This window comes from Natronorubrum halobium (assembly GCF_051351675.1).
Taxonomy (GTDB): domain Archaea; phylum Halobacteriota; class Halobacteria; order Halobacteriales; family Natrialbaceae; genus Natronorubrum.
Genome location: NZ_CP195595.1, coordinates 4,496,756 through 4,516,886, shown reverse-complemented (window position 1 = coordinate 4,516,886; position 20,131 = coordinate 4,496,756). Strand labels below are relative to the sequence as shown.

Here is a 20,131-nt window from a genome sequence, read left to right as displayed (position 1 = left end):
GGAGCCATGAGCTTTATATGGTCTGCGTTCTGTTCTTTAGTCGCACGTCACACGCCGTGCATTCCCTGTATTCCCTGTCGTGTTGCCAGTTCGGCAACACATTCGTGTCGGGATCGACGCGGAGGCTGGTTCGACCGGCCGACCGATCCCCGACAGTCTTACAATACGCGCCGAGTAGTCGAGCGTATGCTCGAACTTTCCGATATTCTCGAGGCACACGAGCGGGTCCGCGAAACCTCCAGACACACCCCGCTCGAGCACTCACACACCTATTCGTCGATGACCGGCGCGGATATCCGGCTGAAACTGGAGAACTTCCAGCGGACGGGCGCGTTCAAGATCCGTGGGGCGACGAACCGGATCGCGACCCTTTCCGAGGCGCAGAAGGACGCCGGCGTCGTCACCGCGAGCGCGGGTAACCACGCGCAAGGAGTCGCGCTCGCTGCGACGCGATCGGGCGTCGACTCGAAGATCGTCATGCCCGAGCACGCGCCGATCTCGAAGGTCAAGGCGACGAAGAACTACGGCGCGAAGGTCGTCCTCTCGGGCCGGGACTACAACGAAGCCGCCGAACGCGCCCACGAGATCGAACGCGAGGAGGACAGAACCTACGTTCACGCCTTCGACGACGAGGACATCATGGCCGGCCAGGGCACCATCGGCCTCGAGATCTTGGAGGACTGCCCCGAGGTCGAGACCGTCGTCGTCCCCATCGGCGGCGGCGGCCTCATCAGCGGCATCGCGACCGCGATCAAGGAACAGAAACCCGACACGCGCGTGATCGGCGTGCAGGCCGAGGGCGCCTCGAGCGCCGCCGCCTCCCTCGAGAAGGGCGAGCGGATCTCGCTCGACGGCGTCGACACCATCGCGGACGGTATCGCGACCCGCAGCGTCGGCGAACGGACCTTCCCGCACATTCAGCAGTACGTCGACGAGGTCGTCACCGTCTCGGATCCCGAGATCGCGGTCGCGCTGGTCTACCTGCTCGAGCGCTCGAAGACCCTCGTCGAAGGCGCGGGTGCAGTGCCGCTGGCGGCCGTTCTCTTCGAGGCGTTCGACTACGACGAGGACGAGGTCATCGTTCCCGCACTCTGTGGCGGGAATATCGATCTCAACACGCTGACCAACGTCGTCGTCCGCGGCCTCGTCGAGACTGGCCGCTATCTGAAGATTCGGACCGTGTTGAAGGATCGCCCCGGCGCGCTCGAGGATCTGCTCGATATCTTCACCGCCCACCGGGCGAACATCTACGCCATCCACCACGACCGGACCTCCCGCGAGGTCGAGATGAGCGACACCGAAGTCGAGATCGAACTCGAGATGCGCGGCCCCGACCACGTCGACGCGTTCCTCTCGGATCTGCGCGACGCGGGCTACGAAGTCGACATTCTGGCCTGAGTCGTCGCTCTCGACTCCGCTGGGGGAGCGGGGTGCTCGCACTCGAGCAACGCGAGCGTCCTACTAGCCGGAGCGGGCCGTCAGCACTCGACGGGCGTGCCCCACTTCATCGCCGGTTCGCCGTCCGGAATGCCCAGGAAGATCACGTAGGCGAAGGTGCTCGTGGTCGCGTCTTCGCCGTCATCGCTTCTCTCTGCGGGCGCTGAGCGAGACGCTCTTCACGCCGTACTTTTGGCACGCACCCTGTGCCTGGTCCGAGGTAAACTCGTACTGTGCGTTGTCCCGAAATTCGACGATCTCGAAGCCGGGCGTTTCGATCATCGTCGCGTAGTCGTCGACCTGTTCGGCACCGCCGATGCACGCCGCCCAGAGATCCGCGTCGGTCTTGATGCCCTCGGGCATCCGAGCCTCGCTGATGATGTCCGAAAGCGCCAGTCGACCGTCCGGCCGGAGCACGCGGCTCACCTCGTCGAAGACGCGATCTTTCTCCGCAGAGAGGTTGATCACGCCGTTCGAGACCACGGCGTCGAACGCGCCGTCGTCGAACGGCAGGTCCTCGATGTACCCCTTCTCGAATGAGACGGTCTCGACGCCCGCCTCGTCGCGGAGTCGACGCGCGTTCGCCAGTTGCTCGTCGGTCATGTCCAGGCCCGTGACGCTCCCGATTTCGCCGACGTGGAGCGCCGCGACGAACGCGTCCATCCCCGAGCCGCTGCCCAGATCGAGCACGTCGTCTCCCTCTCGAAGGTCGGCGAGGTCGAAGTGATAGCCCACTCCCGCGAAGGAGTCGATCGCGGCTTTCGGGACCCGATCGAGGTCGTCTGCGGGGTAGCCGAGGCGTTCGGCCAGCGGACGCCCCATCTCGAAGTGGAACTCGTCGTCCGGGGTTTCGGCGACGTCCCGGTAGACGGCCTTCACTTCGCGCTCGAGTTTGTCGACGTCGAGCGTCGTCGTCATGCGCGGACACCCCGCGATTCGGTCACGACGTCGGTCTCGAGCGGGACGGCGTTGGCGATCACGTCCATCACGGGCGAGGTGGTCTCGACGCGGTCCCGTAGCTCGGCGAGTTCGTCCGCAGAAGCGTCCGTCTCGACGTACGCCGTACAGGTCACGGCGTTGTACCCGGCGCGGACGTCGTCGGCGATTCCGAGGAACCCTCGGAGATCGATATCGCCCTCCAGTTCGAACCGGAGTTCCTCGAGTTCGATACCCATGGCGGCGGCGTGGGCCGCGTACCCGACGCTCAGGCACGATCCGAGCGCGGCGAGCAGCAACTCCACCGCGTTCGGCGCGGTGCGCTCGCCCAGGATCTGCTCGGGTTCGTCGCCCTCGATCTCGAACGTCCGGGTGGTGATTTGCTCCCCGGCCTGATCGAAGTCGTCGATGGTCGTCACACACTGCAGGGCGTCGGTCCAGTCGGTCGTCGCTCGGAACGCGAACCGGCCAACCGCCGGTTCGTCGGTGATCGCTTCGATCGCCTGTCCCAACTGCTCGACGTCTACGCCGTTCGTTGTGGTCATGATTCGGTCCCTCTCTCCGTGAACGCTGATCGGAGCGCGGGGTAGCCATCCGTACTGTGCGGCTTCTGTTGGTGTTCGTGTTTCATGGGTGAGTCCCCGAGGGTCATCTACGGGACGTCAGATCATGTAGGCATCTAGTGGTTTCTGTGCAACCGCCGGCTCCGTTGCAGCTGCTGACCCCGGTGCAAGCGATGCCTAGCGGGCGCCAGTTGCACGCGGAGCCCCCTTCGGTAGCGCATCTCGGTAGTCTCCTCGTCTCGACAGCCGAGGGAGCTACCGGCGTCGACCGTCGGGGTGGCCAACGCGACGGGCTTCGACTCGCGAAAAACGGGGCGGCGTTCTCGAAGTCGGACGGGCGTGTACGCCGCCGCTCGTCCTGCACACTCGTGATCTCTGAAAAACCGGGCCGGGACCGTTAGGCCTCGGCGTTTCGATCGGGATCCGCCGCCGGGGGTTCGGATCGGAGACCGCGGTACGCGAGGACGGCTCCCGCGACGAACACGATCGTCGCGAGGTAGATGGGGCCGAGGTGCGTCACCCAGTCGTGGGCGAAGAGGTCCGCGTAGTGCATCGGAAGGGCGATTCCCAGCCCGACCACGGCGGCGACGACCGCCGTCGCCCACGCCCAAAGCTGTCCACCTCGCACGCCATACCACGCCAGCGCCGTGATGGCGATCCCGGTGGCGATGATAAACGCCGCGGTGGCGACGTGGAGGTGGTTGATGTAGTGCATGACGGCGGGATCGACCGCATCGAGGTCCGCCGGAGTGACCCCGTTCAGGGTCGCGACGCCGAGTTCGAAACCGGTGCCGAAGAACGTTCTGGCGAGGAAGACCACCCCGTAGCCGACGAAGGCGATACCCGCGAGCGCCATCAGGAGCGATCCGGTCCGCACTCCGTATCCGTGTTCGTGGCCGGTCCCGCGTTGCTCAACTGTTGTTTGATCTACGCTCATTGTCTTTACAGATTGTTTCTCGCTTGATATCGCGTTACACCTCGACTTCGTTCACGTGTTGCTCTTCGATTTCGTCGAGGCTGTATTCCTTACCGTGCTGTTCTCTGACGTGTTCGCGCGTGATCTCCAGCAGGCGCTCCTTGTCGTCCGCTTCGGTACGCATGAGGAAGACGCATCCCGAAACTTCCGTGTCGCACGCTACTTGCAAGGCCGTCGTACCGTCGTCCGCTCGCTGGTCGGTAGCCATGGTTTCTCTCACCTTCCGAGAGACGCTACGAGTCCGGACGTCATGTAGGCACCTAGCGATTTTCGCGCAGCCGATGACTCCGATGCAGCCGACGACCTGCGGTCATTGGCTGCAAGCGGAGGCCGCCGCTGCGTAGATCGTCACGTCACCCGCGTCCATCGCCCGCTCAGACGGCGCGGCCGACGCGACGAACGGACGGAGTCGATCGCGTCCCCTCGCATCCACGAGGGGTACGGAAGGTACCCACGACGGGCGGGGAGTTACTCGCTCGACTCGAGAACGCGTGACTCGAGCGCGAACGGACGTGCTTCGCGTCGGTAGGACTCGTAGGTCAGATCCGCCCACTCGACCGCCTTCGGCGCGTCGGTATCGATCAGGGCCCGAACCGTACCGCTGTCTTGATCGTAACAGCTGACGGCGACGCGGTCGTCGAAGAGACTGACGCCGTACGGCGGCAGGTCGTCGTGTAAACGGACCGTGAGATTGCCGCTCTCGAGGGGATCGGAGCAGTGCTCGGGGTAGGTCGAGATGATATACCTGGCGACGCTCGGCGGATCGATGATCTCCGTGTACATGCCGTCGACGATTCGCCGACGAAGCTCGTCCTTACACGGCTCGAGCAAAGCGATGTCGAAGCCGACGAACCGGAACCGGTCCGTCTCCCGGAGCAGCGACGCGAACCGATTCACCGGACAGTAGGGATCATCGGCCTCGGCGACCGTTACGGTCGCGTCGGAAACCATTTCGATGGAGAACCCGTCCGCTTCGCCGGGGAACCACTGCCAGACGTCGCGTAGCTGCTGTTCGACTTCGATCCGTTCGATCAACTCTCGCATTCCTCGGGCGACGAACGCCCCCAGCTGTGTCGCCTCGTATCGATCGCCGTCCCTGCCGATCCAGTTGCGTTCGTCGAACGCGCGGAGCGTCCGTCCGATCGTAGACGACGACGCGTCGGTCAGTGCCTGAAGGTCGGCCCGGCGCTGCGGCTGCTCGGCCAGTGCGTCGAGCGCGACGACGCGGTGTTCCGACCGCGCAAGGAACTCGACGTCGTCGAGCGGTGACTCGGCGGTTTTCAGAACCATGGTACTGGTACGCACAGCAGCGACATAGCTATTCGCCCGGGGTTCCCCCGTTTTTAAGCGGCCTCGAGGTGAGGTAGCTACCGTGAAACGCATCATCGAGACCGACGACGCGCCCGCCGCGGTCGGAGCGTACAGCCAGGCGACCAGCAACGGCTCGCTGTTGTTCACCGCCGGCCAGATTCCGCTGACGACCGAGGGGGAGTTGCTCGCGGACGAACCCATCGACGTCCAGACCGAACAGGCCCTCTACAACCTCGACGGCGTCCTCGACGAAGCCGGTGCGACGTCGGCGGACGTGCTCAAGGTCACCGTCTTCCTCGACGACATCGACGACTTCGAGGCGATGAACGAGACCTACGCCAACTACTTCGACGACGAGCCACCGGCCCGCAGCGCCGTCGAGGTCGCCGCCCTGCCCAAGGGCGTCGGCGTCGAAATCGAAGCCGTGGCGAGCCTCGAGTGAGGTGACTCGAGGCGTGTTCGGACTCGACCCGCGGGTGACGTCTGCCCTGCTCTGGGGTGCCGTCGGCTTCATGGCCTTCCTGGTGCTCGTGCAGGGTTACGCGCTGTTCGTCGAGTCGCTCGTGTCGATCACCCAGGCTGCACTCGTGGCAGTGGTCGTCGGGGCCGGAACGGCAGTTAGTGCGTATCTGCTCGAGTATCGAATCGCCGCGTGGTCCGCCCGTCGCGTGACGGGTGAAACCGAGTCACACGGCGGCGACGGTAAAAGTAAGAGTTAAACGACGGACCACGTAACGTTGACTCGAGCCAGGATGGCCGAACGGTAAGGCGCACGCCTGGAAAGCGTGTTCCCTTTGGGATTCTGGGTTCAAATCCCAGTCCTGGCGTTTCAACACGGTAAGCGGCCGAAATTCTTGATTTTGCTTCTTCGGAATGTTTTATATTATTCTTATTGGTGGTTGGAAATCAAAATAATAATTATGCTCGAGTGTCAAAGAGTTAACTACAGTGTCGTCGAACGATGCGTACTATCGTCGCACCGCGATCACGCGATTAACAGGGCTCACCCGAGAAGACGAATGAATACTGCTCGAGACTCTCGATGAGTGGCGCGACGGTTGTAATCTCGCAGCGGATCTCGCGTGGCAATCGTGTCAAACGAAATCTGCTGTACAAAAGCTCGCATACGAGCAGATCCGCGACGAAACTGCACTCGGCAGCCAACACGCAGTACTTGCCTGCCACGAAACTGCACGGGCTATCAAATCCTGTATGGAGAGACTCCAGAACGGGAAAAAAGCGAGCAAACCACGATTCACGTCACGGTCGATTACGTACGACACGCGTTCGATGAACGTATTCTCCGAGCGCGAAACGGTCTCCCTGACCACGCTCGGCGACCACTCTCGAGTCCATGCCGATCTGTGCCTTCCAGAAGCGGATGAGGGGTACCAGTACGAATTCCTGGACAGTGAGGAGTGGGACTACACGGAGAGTACACTCCACTACCGTGAAGGTGACTGGTACCTCCATCTCGGATTCCGCAAACCGAAAGCGGACGATACTGGATCGACGACCACGAACGGGACGGTTCTTGGTGTCGATCTTGGTGTGAACCAGATCGCCGTTACCAGTACCGCTCAGTTTTTCAGCGCGAGTAAACTCAATCATGCCCGCCGCGAATTCGAGAAAACACGCAACGGCTTACAGCGAACGGGAACGCAATCCGCTCATCGAACGCTCGAAGAGCGAAGCGGATGTGAGCGCCGGCACGTACGTCACGTACTCCATACAGTTGTAAACGGAATCGTTGAGGAAGCACTGGAGTACGATTGTGATGGCATCATTCTCGAGGACCTCGAAGAGATTCGGACACAGTTGCCCGAGGCTGATTGGCATTCAGAGTGGGCGTTCCGGACGTTGAAGAGCTACGTCGAATATAAAGCCGACATCGAGAACATATTCGTGGACACGGTGAACCCACGGAACACGTCGAGACGTTGCGCCAAATGTGGATTCACAGCAGATTCGAATCGTACGAAACACGAATTCGAGTGTCAGGCCTGTGGAAACCAAAATCACGCGGATTACAACGCAGCCAAGAACGTTGCCGAACAGTATCTCCGTCGTGGCCAACAGCCGTCACGGCGGAGGGGTGTCAGTCAATACGCCCTCAAGTCAGGATCGAGGACACCGAGCTAGCACGATACGCTACTCCCGGTTCGGGATCGAGGTCGAGGTCACTGACAAGCACCATCTGGTCGATGGAGCAGTTGATATCCCTGTTCTGGTGCTTTGCGAGGAAGCTCTAAATCAAATCACTAGTGAACGTAGTGACCGACACGTGGGAATGTATCTACTGACAAAGAGCGATCACGCAGTATCACGGAGTCGAATCGGCTACCGCCTGATCTCTGTCGGCGAATCGGTCGTGATCCACCGATCTTCATCGTCCGGGTTGCGAATTTCTAACAGGCCGTTTTCGCACACCAGCATTTCGTATTGATCGGTCATCGTGCTCTCGTCGAGAGATCCGACGGGACCGACTATGGTAACACGCCGCCTACCGTGACGTCCGTACCGGGTATGCCCTCTATACCGCTCGAGTACTCGAGCGAGGACCCAACGAGCAACCATATATCCGCGGCAGTCGACTAGCCGAGTATGTGCGGTCGCTACACACTGATGGTCGAGCGGGCGGCACTCGAGGACCGATTCGACGCCCGATTCGCGGACTCGAGCGAGGAGTTCACGCCACGGTACAATATGGCGCCGGGCCAGCAGCTTCCGGTGATCACGAACGATGCGTCCGAGACGATCCAGCGCCTCGAGTGGGGGCTGGTGCCGTCGTGGGCCGACGACGATAGCAACGGACTCATCAACGCGCGTGCGGAGACGATCGACGAGAAGCCGAGTTTCCGGGCGGCGTACGAACAACGCCGGTGCATCGTCCCCGCGGACGGCTTCTACGAGTGGGTCGAGACGGACGAAGGAAAGCAGCCGTACCGGGTCGCCTTCGAGGACGACCGCGTCTTCGCGCTGGCGGGTCTCTGGGAGCGCTGGGAACCCGACGACGAGACGAGCCAGGCCGGCCTCGACGCCTTCGGCGGCGGCGTCGCTGACGAGGACGGTGAGGACGGACCGCTCGAGACGTTCACGATCGTCACGACGGAGCCGAACGACCTCGTCTCGGACCTCCATCACCGAATGGCGGTCATTCTCGACCCGGAGAGCGAACGCGAGTGGCTGACGGCCGACGATCCGAAATCGCTCCTCGAGCCCTCTCCCGCCGACGAACTGCGCGCGTATCCGGTCTCGCGTGCGGTCAACGACCCGTCGACCGACGAACCGTCGCTGATCGAATCGGTGGAGTCGTAACTGGAGGTTCTCGAAACGGCTGCAACCGTACTCGAGCCGCGACCGCAACACAATATCGTTTAAATGTGTCGGATACGGCCGCCGTCTGTTCCGACAAGACGGTTGTTACCATGCACCAAGTATTGCTGGATAATTCCTTCCCCTCCGGCGGTTTTCTCGATGTATTTTCGGCGATGGCTAATCATCACGGATACTGTAAAGCGAAGAGTTTATATAGAAGGACAAACAATGAATCAGCTGACTATGAGCCAGCGAATGCAGCAGGGACAGCCGATGATCGTGATGAGCGAGGATTCCCAGCGCGTCAAGGACAAGGACGCGCAGGATTACAACATCAGCGCGGCCCGTGCAGTCGCCGAGGCCGTCCGCTCGACACTCGGCCCGAAAGGGATGGACAAGATGCTCGTCGATTCGATGGGATCGGTAACGATCACCAACGACGGCGTCACCATCCTCCAGGAGATGGACATCGACAACCCGACGGCCGAGATGATCATCGAAGTCGCCGAGACCCAGGAGGACGAGGCTGGCGACGGCACCACGACGGCCGTCGCGATCGCCGGCGAGTTGTTGAAAAACGCCGAGGACCTCCTCGAGCAGGACATCCACCCGACGGCGATCATCAAGGGCTTCCACATGGCCGCGGAGCAGGCTCGCGACGAGATCGACGACATCGCGACCGAGATCGACACGACGGACGAGGAACTCCTCCGGAAGACCGCCGAAACCTCGATGACCGGTAAGGGCACCGAGGTCAACAAGGAACACCTCGCGCAGCTTATCGTCGACGCCGTCCGTCAGGTCACCGTCGAAACCGAGGACGGCGACAGGGTCGTCGACCTCGAGTTCCTCAACATCGAGACGCAGACCGGCCGCGCCGTCGGCGAATCCGACCTCCTCGTCGGTGGCATCATCGACAAGGACCCCGTCCACGACAACATGCCTACCGAGGCGACGGACGCCGACATCCTGCTGCTGAACGAGGCCATCGAGGTCGAGGAGACCGACGTCGACACCGAAGTCTCCGTCACCGACCCGGACCAGCTCCAGAAGTTCCTCGACCGCGAGGAGAAACAGCTCAAGGACAAGGTCCAGCGCATCGTCGACACCGGCGCCGACGTCGTCTTCTGCCAGAAGGGCATCGACGACCTCGCCCAGCACTACCTCGCCAAGGAGGACATTCTGGCCGTCCGCCGCGCCAAGAAGTCCGACCTCGAGTTCCTCTCGGAAGTCGTCAACGCGAACGTCGTCTCCGACCTCGAGAGCGTAACCGAGGACGACCTCGGCTTCGGTGACGTCACCCGCGACGACGAGGACGAACTGTTCTACGTCGAGGGCGACGACGCACACGGCGTCACCCTCCTGCTGCGCGGCTCGACCGACCACGTCGTCGACGAACTCGAGCGCGGCGTCAACGACGCACTCGACGTCGTCGCACAGACCGTCTCCGACGGCCGCGTGCTGGCCGGCGGCGGTGCGACCGAAGTCGAACTCGCCTCGCGTCTGCGCGACTACGCCGACAGCGTCTCCGGCCGCGAACAGCTCGCCGTCGAGGCCTTCGCCGACTCGCTCGAGCTCGTCCCGCGCGTGCTCGCCGAGAACGCCGGCCTCGACTCCATCGACACGCTCGTCGACCTGCGTGCAGCCCACGACGAGGGCGACGTCACGGCCGGACTGAACGTCTTCTCGGGCGACGTCGAGGACACCTTCGAGGCAGGGGTCGTCGAACCGGCTCACGCCAAGGAGCAGGCCGTCACCTCCGCCTCCGAAGCGGCTAACCTCGTGCTCAAGATCGACGACATCATCTCCGCCGGCGACCTGTCGACCGACAAGGGCGGCGACGAGGAAGGCGCCCCCGGCGGTGCCGGCGGCATGGGCGGCATGGGCGGCGGTATGGGCGGCATGATGTAGAACTAAATTTTGCTCTACGGGCCGGCGACGCCGGCCCTCGGCAAAATTTAGTATAAAAGCACTCCTCGCTCCCTGACTCACGGCTACCGCCGTTCGTCTTTCCGCGGCGCTACGCGCCGCGCCCCGGTCGCTCGTCGGCCCGAGCGCGGAGCGCTCACGGGTTCCGCCCGTTCGCGTTCCGCGGTTCTCGCCCTTCGGGCTCCGAACCGCGCTTCGCTCGGTGAACGGCGTCACTCACGGTCACTCCGTTCCCGTTCGCAATTTCGCGGTTCTCGTTCACTTCGTTCGCTCCGAACCGCGCACCCCTCGGGTTCTCCGAATCGCTCGTTCGCCGATAGAAGCTATTGAACGTCACTCAGGTACCGTTGCGCTCTGTGGAAAATTCCACAGATTCGGCGTCGGACTCACTCCTAATTTCTGGCAAGCCGGTGATCTTTTGTGCTCGCTCTCGTACGACTTCCATGACCTATCAAACGACTATCGGCTGGTCGCTGTTCTCCTCCGGCATCGTCACGCTCATCCTGAAGCTCATGCCCGGCGATTCGCTCTGGTGGGGGCTCCTGCTCCTCGCGCTCGGTGCGATGATTCTGTACATTCGGTAGGTGTCGTGCGAAGCGGTTCCGTTCGAGGCTACCGAACTCACTCGCGGGAACGCCGATTCTCCAACCAGTCAGTAACACGAACATTCTTTAGACAGCGATATGACTCTCGAGTATGAAACGGATCTGGATCGGGGTTGCGCTGGTCGTGACGATCGTGCTACTCGGGGGGTGTGCGGCGTCCGAAGAGACGGCCGAGTTCTCCGTGGCGGTCGACGACAGTGCCGACGAAACGCTCGTAAACACGTCCTACGAGGCGACGGCGACCGTCTCCAACGACGGTGGCGAGGCGGGTGCGCACTCCGTCGATTTCGTGGTAGACGGCGAGACGATCGCGACGGAGAACGTGAGTCTCGAGCCCGACGAGACGGAGTCCGTCACCTTCGAGCACGCGTTCGAGGAGTCCGGCGAGTACGAGGTGTCGGTCGGCGAGGCCGAGACATCCGTGACCGTCCTCGAGAGTCCGCTGTCGGCTGTCGCCGAGGCGATGGCAGACCTCGAGACGTACGAGACCCGCGAGCGGACGGCGATGGATCTGACGACGCAATCGGAGTACGGACAGGACGCCGAGTTACTGATGGACGGAACGGCGACAGGACGGTACGATCTGACGGCCGAGACGGCCTCCCTCGACCGCGAGACCGACACGGAGTACCTCGGGTTCGAGTTCAACACGCTCGAAGAGGAGTGGTACGAGGACGGGACGCGCTACACGAGAGAGCGGGACCGATCCGACACCGAGTACGAGTACGAGACGGAATCCACGACGTTCGACGACGTCGCCGTCGACTACGCGTTCCCGCTGGCGGCAGTCGAGGACGACCCCGTCGAGGTGAGCAACGGGACGGTCGTCTACGAGGCGATGATCGAGGATTTCGACCGGCTTGAGGCGCTCCTCGACGACGATGACGTGACGCCGGGCGAGCAGGACGAGGAGTCGGACGAGATGGAAGAAGCCCTCGAGCGGGTCACCGTCGAACTCGGAATCGATCTCTCGACCGCGCGCATCGACTACATGTCCGCGACCTACGACGTCGACGGACTGCAGTTCGATGACGACATGAGCGGCGACGGCGAGATCACCTTCGACGTCGAGTTCGTCGCGTTCGACGACCCCGTCGACACGACGGTCCCGGCCGAGGTCGTCGACGCAACTGCGGGCCGATAGTCGAGCGTCGATTGCTTCTCGCCGGGAGTCGAATCCTGAACGCGTCGGCCAGCAGGCGCGGAGCGGCTCGTACTCCGCTCGCCGAAACCGAGGCAGATTTCCGTTTCGAACCGAAACCCACCCAGCAGTGAGTTCCCACGACGACGAGACTCCCTTCGACGTCTACCGCGAGGATGTCGACCGCCCGCTCTCGAGGCTCTTCCGCGAGTACGCACCCGGCCGGTTAGGCTGGTTTTCGGCGGGGATGGTCGCGAACTTCGTCGCCCGGATGGCGAGTCTCGTGCCGCCGCTGTTGCTCGGTGTTGCGATCGACGCGATCTTCCTCGATGCGGGAGCGTTCGAACTGCCGGCGATCCCCGACGCGTGGCTGCCGACGGGGGGTCTCGAACAGTTCTGGTTCACGATCGCGGCGATCGCCGTCTCGTTCCTCGTCGTCGCCGTCTTCACCTGGATCTACGGCGTCACCGCCAACCTGTTCGCTCACGGCGTGATGCACGCGGTGCGGGTCGACTGCTTCCGGAAGATGCAACGGCTGGACACGGCCTTCTTCGACGAGAAACAGACCGGCGAGGTCATGGCCGTCCTCAACAACGACACGCAGAACCTCGAGATGTTCCTCGACAACGCGCTGATGAACTCCGCGCGCCTGCTGGTGATGGTCGGCGGCATCGCGGCCGTGCTGTTCTACCTCAACTGGCAACTGGCGTTCGTGACGCTCTTTGCGGTGCCGGCGATGGTCGCGTTCACCGTCTGGTTCATGCGGGTCGTCGAACCCCGCTACGTCCGCCAGCGCTCCGCCGTGGGACGGATGAACACCCGCCTCGAGAACGCCATCGCGGGGATGGGCCTGACCAAGTCGACCTCGAGCGAGACCTACGAAACCGAGCGCGTTCGGGACTCCTCGCGAAACCTCTTCGACCGGACGATGGACGTCCTGAAACTGAGCTACCTCTACCGGCCGGGGATGGAACTGCTCGCCGGGATCGCCTTCGCCGCGACCTTCCTCGTCGGCGGCCTCTGGCTCACGACCGACGCCGCGCCGGGACCGCTCACCGGCACCCTCTCGGTCGGCGACTTCGTCGTCTTCCTGATGCTCACCCAGCGAATCGTCGACCCGCTCGCGGAGGTTTCGAACATCGTCGACCAGTACGAGAACGCCAAGGCCTCGAGCGAGCGCGTTTTCGGCCTGATGGACATCCCCGTCCACATCGACGATCCCGACGACCCCGTCGCTCTCGAGTCGGTCGACGGTCGCGTCACCTACGAGGACGTCTCGTTCAGCTACGCCGACACGCCGGGCCGTCGCACCGCGGAGGCGGCGGAGACGGCGTTCGAGGAGGCCGTCATCGAAGACGTCTCGTTCGAGGCCGCACCGGGCGACACGGTCGCGTTCGTCGGCCCGACCGGGGCGGGCAAGTCGACGGTGCTGAAACTACTGCTTCGACTCTACGACGCTCAGGATGGCGCCGTGCGGATCGACGGCCACGACGTCCGAGACGTCGCACTCGCGGACCTCCGATCGGCCGTCGGCTACGTCAGCCAGGACACGTTCCTCTTCGACGGCACCATCGCCGAGAACGTCCGCTACGGTCACTTCGATGCCGACGACGCGGCCATTCGCGACGCCGCCGAGGCCGCGCAGGCCCACGAGTTCACCAGTGAGCTTCCGGACGGGTACGACACTCGCGTCGGCGAGCGGGGCGTCAAACTCTCGGGCGGCCAGCGCCAGCGGATCGCGCTCGCTCGAGCGGTGCTCGCGGACCCCGAAATTCTCATCCTGGACGAGGCGACCAGCGCCGTCGACACGAAGACGGAACTGCAGATCCAGCGCTCGATCGATCGGCTCACCGAGGACCGAACCACGCTGGCGATCGCACACCGGCTCTCGACGGTCAAAGACGCCGATACGATTCTCGTCCTCGAGGACGGCCGGATCGTCGAGCGGGGGACACACGAGGATCTGCTGGAGATGGACGGACGATATGCGACGCTGTGGAACGTACAGGCCGGGGATCGCGAAACGGCTGCCGAAGCGCTGGTCGACGGGGACTACTGATCGGAGCCAAACTGTGGCACTCAAGTCGGTCGAAATGATGATGCTGACGCGCAGAATACGGCGTTCCGGCAGCTAACCAATCCGCTCAGGACTCCCTGACGTCGAGTTCGAACTGTGCGTTCTCGCTGACCGAGTTCAGGACGACGCTCGTGTTCGAGGCCTTGATATCCGGATCGGTGAGCAGGGACTTGATCTGGTCGTTCATGCCGTCGGTGTCTTCGAACTTCCCGATGGCGATCACGTCGTAGTCGCCGGTGACCTCGTAGACGCTGATCATCTGGCGGTGGTCGCGCAGCGTGTCGGTGACGTCCGGCAGCGCGTTCCCTTCGACCTGCAACTGGATGACGGCCGTGACGTCGTAGCCGACCGCATCGTAATCCACCCGGGGTGTGTAGCCCTCGATTACTCCTTCGTCCTCGAGATCGGAGAGGTGATTCGAAACGGTAGTGACGGAGACGTCGAGCTCCTCGGCGAGACTCCGGAGGCTCGCCCGGCCATCGCCGAGGAGTGCATTCACTAGTTTTGCATCGAGATTTTCGTACGTCATCACGTCCACCCTCTCACTGAAGCCTTTAGAACTTTACGAATATGCAGTTTCAGAGGGAGGACCGAAGATTTGCTTGGAACAGCAGGGTTTTAGTAGCAGAGTTACTTGGATACCACGACGAGAAAGATGACAAGCGGAAACATTACTGAGGCCGAACGGGCCGTACTTGACGAAATCGAGGAGAACGACGTTGACTTCCTTCGACTCCAATTTACCGATATTCTTGGAACTGTAAAAAACGTTTCTGTTCCGGCTCGACAGGCCGAGAAAGCCTTTAGCGACGGTATCTACTTCGATGGCTCTTCGATCGAGGGCTTCGTGCGCATTCAGGAATCGGACATGCGTCTGGTTCCCGATCCGGAGACGTTCGCAATCCTGCCGTGGCGCCAGAAGGACGAGAGTGCCGCAGCCCGAATGATCTGTGACGTTTACAACACGTCGACGGGCGAACCCTTCGAGGGCGACCCGCGACGCGTTCTCAAGAACGCGCTCGACCGCGCCGACGAGATGGGCTACGAGGTCAACGCCGCGCCGGAACCGGAGTTTTTCCTCTTCGAGGAGGACGAAGAGGGTCGCGCGACGACCAAAACCGGCGACCAGGGCGGCTACTTCGACCTCGCCCCGAAAGACCTCGCGAGCGACGTCCGCCGCGACATCATCTACGGCCTCGAGAGCATGGGCTTCGAGATCGAAGCCAGCCACCACGAGGTCGCACAGGGACAACACGAGATCAACTTCGAGTACGACGACGCGCTGACGACGGCCGACAACGTCGCCACGTTCCGCACCGTCGTTCGTGCCATCGCCGCACAGCACGACCAGCACGCGACGTTCATGCCCAAGCCGATCCCGAAGATCAACGGCTCGGGGATGCACACGCACCTCTCGCTGTTCACCGAGGACGGCGAGAACGCGTTCCACGACGGTGACGACGAGTTCGACCTGAGCGACACCGCTCACTCGTTCCTCGCGGGCATCCTCGAGCACGCACCGGCGATCACGGCCATCGCCAACCCGACGGTCAACAGCTACAAGCGTCTCGTTCCCGGCTACGAGGCACCCGTCTACGTCGCCTGGTCCGACCGCAACCGCTCGGCCCTGATCCGCAAACCGGCCGCTCGCGTCCCGGCCGCTTCGCGCGTCGAACTGCGCTCGCCCGACCCGTCCTGTAACCCCTACCTCGCACTCGCCGTCATGATCCACGCCGGTCTCGACGGCGTCCAGCAGGACCTCGAGGCGCCCGACCCGGTTCGCGAGAACATCTACGAGTTCGACGAGGCGAAACGCGACGAGTACGGCATCGATACCCTCCCGGCGAACCTCGGCGAAGCCGTCGAGGCCCTCGAGGCGGACGAGGCCATCTCCAGCGCGCTCGGCGAACACATCGCGTCGAAGTTCGTCGAAGCCAAGCGCCAGGAGTTCGAGGACTACCTCGTCGACGTCTCCGACTGGGAACTCGACCGCTACCTCGAGACGTTCTGAGGCCACGCGGCGTACGACGTCGATTCGGCGATCTGCGGTTTTTCTCCGTTCTTCGCGGTCCGTCTCGTGACTCGAGGACCCCAGTCAGCGCCGGAAGTCGGCGAGGTTCCGTTTCAGTGGTGCGTTCGGCGCGGCGACGACCCGCGGGAGGCCGACGACGATCACGCCGGCAGCGAATCCGACGCCCATCCAGCCGAGCGTGACGTCGACGACGGCTCCCACGGTACCGACGAGCGCGAGCGCCGTCAGTCCCAGGAGGACGGCAGCGACGGTTCGTCCGGTCACTGACCAGGAACCCCGGGGCGGCGGCGCGTATCGCCAGACGGCCAACCCGCCGAGACCGCCGCCGAACAGCGCCGCCGGGGTCGAGTACGGGTCGATCGCGAACGACAAGAGCGCCAGTCCCGCACCGATGGCGAACGTCGCACTCGTCGTCGCGCGACTCCCCCACTCTCGCTCCCGACGCCGTACAGCCAGCACGACGAGCAGGTAACAGACGCCGGCGACCGCCCCGGCGATCACGTCGATCGGGAAGTGGAGACCCGCACCGATCCGAGCGATCCCGACGAGCACGACGATCACGGCCGCGCTGACGAGCGATCGTCGCGTCGTGCCGACGCCGATCTCGAGGGCGAGCATCGTCCAGACGACCGTCGCGGCGAGGACGTGGCCGCTGGGGAAACTGGTCGTCCCGACTTCGACGAGCGGCGCGTACACCACCGCAACGAGCGTCGGGAGACTATCGGGGGCGATCGCGGGACCGACGCCCGGCCGCGGCGTCTCGAACAGGCCTTTGAGCGCGTGCATGAGGCCGTAACACCCGACGACGACGCCCAGCCACGGGCCGAACCGGTGTCGGTCGTGAAACCAGTACAGCGACACCGTGATCGGGACGACGAACCAGACGCTACCGAGATACGAGAGAAACGCGAAACAGAACGCCATCCACTCGGGAAAGGCGTCCCGCACGGCTTCGACGTACGCCGACTCGAACCACATTACTGGTATCATCCGTCCGACGTGTAATTATACGCGTCGGTACGGCGCGTATTTTCGACGCTCGCCGTCCGGTCACCGGGAGTCCGGAGGGGCGAAATCGTCGTCGTGGGCCTCGAGTTGGATCGTCTCGCCCTCGAGTGCGTGTCCGTCGAGCGTGTAGTACCGTTCCCAGGCGGGAGCGAGACTCACGACGGTCGTCCCCGCGATCTCGGCCTCGCGGTGACGCTCGTGATGGCCGACCAGACAGAGCGACGGCGAAAGCGCCTCTAGGAGGCCGTTCACGTGCTCGCAGCCGGGATCGTAGCCGTACGAGAGGAGACCGGTCGGTGCTTCGTGGGTAAGCAGCACGTCGATATCGGTGAGCTCGGCCGCCCGTTCGACGTCTTCGTGCGTGAAGTGGCGACGTCTACCGCCCTCCAGTTCCGCCCGCGAGCACTCGTACTTCGTCGGCGCGTAGTTGCCCGAGAGTCCGGCGACGCGACAGCCGTCGACCGTCGCGACGGTGCTCGCCAGCAGGTGGACGTTGGCCGCTCCCGGCGGCTCCTCGCCGGCCCGCATCGCTTCGACGACGTCGAGGTCCTCGTTGTTGCCCGCGACGAACCACGTCGGCGCCGGCAGGTCGTAGTGCTCGAGGTCGCCGACCTGTAACACGTGATCGGGCTCGAGGGACCGATACAGCTCGAGCAGGGTCTCGCGACGGTCCGGATCGGACGCGTGGACGTCACCGAGGACGAGCATGGCTGGATGAACGGTTTCGAGCGGGAAATTGGCTGGGGAGGGTGTGAAAATCAAGGCCGCCACGACAGCAAAACGCTCGTCTTTACAGAAAACACCGCAAACAGCCCCTGTTCAGCACGCCGTGTTAAGTGCGTGCAACTAGTATGTTCATGCTTGGGGTCGTTCCGCTTTCGGTGGCGTTCACGTGGGTGCACAACGGGACGGGACTCAGCATCCTCGCCAGTATCCTCCTGCACTCGTGGACGAATTTCACCGTCCAGACCATCGAGACGGTGCCGCGAGCGGAGGTCATCTTCACCGTCCTCTTGATCGGATTCGTCGTTCTCATTACGGCGATCTGGGGGCCGAAAACGCTGACGAGTGCCGACGAACTACACCATCCGACCCTCAAAACAGAATCAGAATAACGAAACCGTCTTCCTCACTCCGATTACGCTTCCGCCTGTTCGATCCACTCCTCGGCGTCGCTGGTCGAGACCTCGGCGGCCTCGGAGACGGTCTCCGCGTCGGCGCGCACGAGGTCGTCGATCGTCGAGATACCGGCGTCAGAGAGCTGGTCACGGGTCTCGGCGTCGATACCCTCGATGGACTCGAGCGTGTGCTCAGCGTCGGTGTCGATCTTCGTATGCGCCTCGACCTGCTGCTGGCTCTGGAGCTGCTGGGTGACCTCTTCGGCTTGCTCCTCGAGTTGCTGCTGGAACTGCTCGACCTGTTCGGCCTGCCGTTCGAGCAGGTCCGCGACGTCGCCGGTCTGGCGCTCGAGCTGGTCCTCGAGTTCGTCCTGGAGCTCCTGGGTCTGCTCGAGTTGCTCGCGGAGCTGCTCCGAGAGTTCGTCGACGTTCTCGACCGTCTGGTCTTCGATCGAGTGGGACATCTCGAGGAGCTGCTCGGTCTGCTCGTCGAGGACGTCGACGAACTCGCCGGAGAGCTCGGTCGCGGAGTCGACGTCTCGCTCGAGTTCCTGCTCGATGGCGTCGTAGAACTCGGCGTGAGTCGTTTTCAGCTGTGCGAACGTCTCGTCGATGGTTCGGTGGGCGTCGGCGGGCTCGTCGCTGGGGAACAGTGCGGCCGTCGTGTTGACGTAGCCGTGAGTGGCCGCCTGCGCGAGTTCGAGTTGCTGGCGCTGGAGCGACTCCTGGCCTTTGAGGCCGGTGAGCGCCATCGTGTCGACGGTGCGCTGGGTGGCCAGTCCCTGCTTGAACAGCTGCTGGCTCTGTTTGACTGCGGTTCGCTGGACGTCGAACATCGCTCGAATCGGGGATTGTGACTGACTCATGTTCTCGAGTAGAGGTGGCGGCCGATAGGGGATAAGTGCCGGGCTTGCATACCCTCAAATGTATCTGTATGGTATTAGATGGTGCCGAATGAACTATCGCCGGCACTGCGTTCCGCCCACCCCTCACTCGAGACTGACTGTCAGGACGACCGTGATTCAGTATTATGAGCGGAATCGTGGTTCGACCACCTATGGTCGATAGCCGAACCTACGAGTTCGAGGGCGAACGGCCGACGATCGACGCCGACGCGTCGGTGAGTCGAGACGCGACGCTGGTCGGCGACGTCCGGATCGAGAGCGAGGCGAGCGTCTGGCCGGGCGTCGTCCTCCGGGGGGATATCGGTCCCGTCCGGGTCGGTCATCAGGCACACGTCGGCGACAACGCCACGATCCACGCGTCGACGCTCGAGGAGCGCGTCATGGTTGGACACGGCGCCGTCCTCAACGAGGCGACCGTCGAGGAGCGGGCGCTGGTCGGCTTCAACGCGACGGTCAACACCGGGGCGACGATCGGGGCGGGCAGCGTCGTCGCCGCCGGCACGGTGATCCCCGACGAGTACGACATCCCGCCGGAGTCGTTCGCTCGCGGCGTCCCCGCCAGGAGCACGCCGCTCGAGGAGACGGGGATCGACGCGGAAGCGATCTTCGAGGAGTTCGCGTCGGGCGAGTACACGAACCTCGCCGGGCGACACGAGGACCTGTTCGAGTGAGTGCTCGAGAGGGAAACGCGCGGAACGGGTCGCGCTCGAGACGTCTCGCGGACGAAGGCAACGAGAGAACGTCGAGAAGACGAGGAGATGCGGACGAGAAGCCG

21 protein-coding genes and 1 tRNA gene are annotated in these 20,131 nt (G+C 63.4%); 13 read left to right on the top strand and 9 right to left on the bottom strand.

The features are described from left to right. The first annotated feature begins 186 nt into the window (after positions 1-186). A complete protein-coding gene (gene ilvA, locus ACSFC7_RS22600; protein WP_436345124.1) occupies positions 187-1,398 on the top strand; it encodes a threonine ammonia-lyase in 1,212 nt (403 codons plus the stop codon). Positions 1,399-1,578: 180 nt separating this feature from the next. Here the strand turns inward: ilvA and ACSFC7_RS22595 are convergent, their stop codons facing one another. The 5 genes from ACSFC7_RS22595 to ACSFC7_RS22575 all read right to left on the bottom strand — a co-directional run bounded on the left by ACSFC7_RS22595 (position 1,579) and on the right by ACSFC7_RS22575 (position 5,202). Then, on the bottom strand, positions 1,579-2,355 hold the full coding sequence (locus ACSFC7_RS22595; protein ID WP_436345122.1) for a methyltransferase domain-containing protein: 777 nt from the start codon (positions 2,353-2,355) through the stop codon (positions 1,579-1,581). Continuing rightward, positions 2,352-2,918, bottom strand: a complete 567-nt coding sequence (locus ACSFC7_RS22590; protein ID WP_436345120.1) for an OsmC family protein — start codon at positions 2,916-2,918, stop codon at positions 2,352-2,354. The genes ACSFC7_RS22595 and ACSFC7_RS22590 overlap by 4 nt, the downstream gene beginning before the upstream one ends. Before the next feature lie 415 nt (positions 2,919-3,333). After that, the gene (locus tag ACSFC7_RS22585; RefSeq protein WP_436345118.1) at positions 3,334-3,873 is read right to left on the bottom strand and encodes a hypothetical protein; all 540 of its coding nucleotides are present in this window, start codon (positions 3,871-3,873) and stop codon (positions 3,334-3,336) included. A 34-nt stretch (positions 3,874-3,907) separates the two neighbouring features. Further along, positions 3,908-4,120, bottom strand: coding sequence for a DUF1059 domain-containing protein (locus ACSFC7_RS22580; RefSeq protein ID WP_436345116.1), 213 nt, complete (start codon positions 4,118-4,120; stop codon positions 3,908-3,910). A gap of 260 nt (positions 4,121-4,380) precedes the next feature. After that, positions 4,381-5,202, bottom strand: coding sequence for a helix-turn-helix transcriptional regulator (locus ACSFC7_RS22575; RefSeq protein ID WP_436345114.1), 822 nt, complete (start codon positions 5,200-5,202; stop codon positions 4,381-4,383). Positions 5,203-5,284: 82 nt separating this feature from the next. Here ACSFC7_RS22575 and ACSFC7_RS22570 point away from each other — a divergent pair, with 82 nt between their 5' ends. The 9 genes from ACSFC7_RS22570 (at position 5,285) to ACSFC7_RS22530 (ending at position 14,275) form a co-directional block, all read left to right on the top strand. Further along, entirely contained in the window at positions 5,285-5,665 is a 381-nt protein-coding gene (locus ACSFC7_RS22570; protein WP_436345112.1) for a Rid family detoxifying hydrolase, read from the top strand. 70 nt (positions 5,666-5,735) lie between these two features. Then, positions 5,736-5,942 carry a hypothetical protein gene (locus ACSFC7_RS22565; protein ID WP_436348023.1) on the top strand — a complete coding sequence of 69 codons (207 nt, stop codon included), beginning with the start codon at positions 5,736-5,738 and terminating at the stop codon, positions 5,940-5,942. Between the two features lie 27 nt (positions 5,943-5,969). Next, positions 5,970-6,050: transfer RNA gene (locus tag ACSFC7_RS22560), tRNA-Ser, on the top strand. A gap of 196 nt (positions 6,051-6,246) precedes the next feature. Next, a complete protein-coding gene (locus ACSFC7_RS22555; protein ID WP_436348021.1) occupies positions 6,247-7,365 on the top strand; it encodes an RNA-guided endonuclease InsQ/TnpB family protein in 1,119 nt (372 codons plus the stop codon). Between the two features lie 462 nt (positions 7,366-7,827). Further along, positions 7,828-8,541: an SOS response-associated peptidase gene (locus tag ACSFC7_RS22550; RefSeq protein WP_436345110.1), complete on the top strand. Its 714-nt coding sequence runs from the start codon at positions 7,828-7,830 to the stop codon at positions 8,539-8,541. Between the two features lie 243 nt (positions 8,542-8,784). Beyond that, positions 8,785-10,452, top strand: coding sequence for a thermosome subunit beta (gene thsB / locus ACSFC7_RS22545; RefSeq protein ID WP_436345108.1), 1,668 nt, complete (start codon positions 8,785-8,787; stop codon positions 10,450-10,452). Positions 10,453-10,913: 461 nt separating this feature from the next. Further along, on the top strand, positions 10,914-11,054 hold the full coding sequence (locus ACSFC7_RS22540) for a hypothetical protein (protein ID WP_175529210.1): 141 nt from the start codon (positions 10,914-10,916) through the stop codon (positions 11,052-11,054). Between the two features lie 112 nt (positions 11,055-11,166). Then, positions 11,167-12,219, top strand: coding sequence for a CARDB domain-containing protein (locus tag ACSFC7_RS22535; RefSeq protein ID WP_436345106.1), 1,053 nt, complete (start codon positions 11,167-11,169; stop codon positions 12,217-12,219). 127 nt (positions 12,220-12,346) lie between these two features. Continuing rightward, positions 12,347-14,275 (top strand): ABC transporter ATP-binding protein, encoded by a 1,929-nt coding sequence (locus ACSFC7_RS22530; RefSeq protein WP_436345104.1) that lies wholly within the window; start codon positions 12,347-12,349, stop codon positions 14,273-14,275. A gap of 85 nt (positions 14,276-14,360) precedes the next feature. Here ACSFC7_RS22530 and lrp read toward each other — a convergent pair whose 3' ends face one another. Further along, the gene (gene lrp, locus ACSFC7_RS22525) at positions 14,361-14,822 is read right to left on the bottom strand and encodes an HTH-type transcriptional regulator Lrp (RefSeq protein ID WP_436345102.1); all 462 of its coding nucleotides are present in this window, start codon (positions 14,820-14,822) and stop codon (positions 14,361-14,363) included. A 126-nt stretch (positions 14,823-14,948) separates the two neighbouring features. Between lrp and glnA the strand changes: the two genes are divergently transcribed. Next, positions 14,949-16,304, top strand: coding sequence for a type I glutamate--ammonia ligase (gene glnA, locus ACSFC7_RS22520; protein WP_436345100.1), 1,356 nt, complete (start codon positions 14,949-14,951; stop codon positions 16,302-16,304). Between the two features lie 84 nt (positions 16,305-16,388). Here glnA and ACSFC7_RS22515 read toward each other — a convergent pair whose 3' ends face one another. Together ACSFC7_RS22515 and ACSFC7_RS22510 are read right to left on the bottom strand one after the other, a co-directional pair. Then, positions 16,389-17,303 carry a phosphatase PAP2 family protein gene (locus ACSFC7_RS22515; RefSeq protein ID WP_436345098.1) on the bottom strand — a complete coding sequence of 305 codons (915 nt, stop codon included), beginning with the start codon at positions 17,301-17,303 and terminating at the stop codon, positions 16,389-16,391. Positions 17,304-17,375: 72 nt separating this feature from the next. Next, positions 17,376-18,041 carry a metallophosphoesterase family protein gene (locus tag ACSFC7_RS22510; protein ID WP_436345096.1) on the bottom strand — a complete coding sequence of 222 codons (666 nt, stop codon included), beginning with the start codon at positions 18,039-18,041 and terminating at the stop codon, positions 17,376-17,378. 143 nt (positions 18,042-18,184) lie between these two features. Here ACSFC7_RS22510 and ACSFC7_RS22505 point away from each other — a divergent pair, with 143 nt between their 5' ends. Continuing rightward, positions 18,185-18,448 (top strand): hypothetical protein, encoded by a 264-nt coding sequence (locus tag ACSFC7_RS22505; protein ID WP_436345094.1) that lies wholly within the window; start codon positions 18,185-18,187, stop codon positions 18,446-18,448. 23 nt (positions 18,449-18,471) lie between these two features. Here ACSFC7_RS22505 and ACSFC7_RS22500 read toward each other — a convergent pair whose 3' ends face one another. Further along, positions 18,472-19,287 carry a helix-hairpin-helix domain-containing protein gene (locus ACSFC7_RS22500; RefSeq protein WP_436348019.1) on the bottom strand — a complete coding sequence of 272 codons (816 nt, stop codon included), beginning with the start codon at positions 19,285-19,287 and terminating at the stop codon, positions 18,472-18,474. A gap of 221 nt (positions 19,288-19,508) precedes the next feature. On the opposite strand from ACSFC7_RS22500, the gene ACSFC7_RS22495 reads away from it, so the two are divergent. Then, the gene (locus ACSFC7_RS22495; protein WP_436345092.1) at positions 19,509-20,027 is read left to right on the top strand and encodes a gamma carbonic anhydrase family protein; all 519 of its coding nucleotides are present in this window, start codon (positions 19,509-19,511) and stop codon (positions 20,025-20,027) included. Positions 20,028-20,131: the final 104 nt, after the last annotated feature.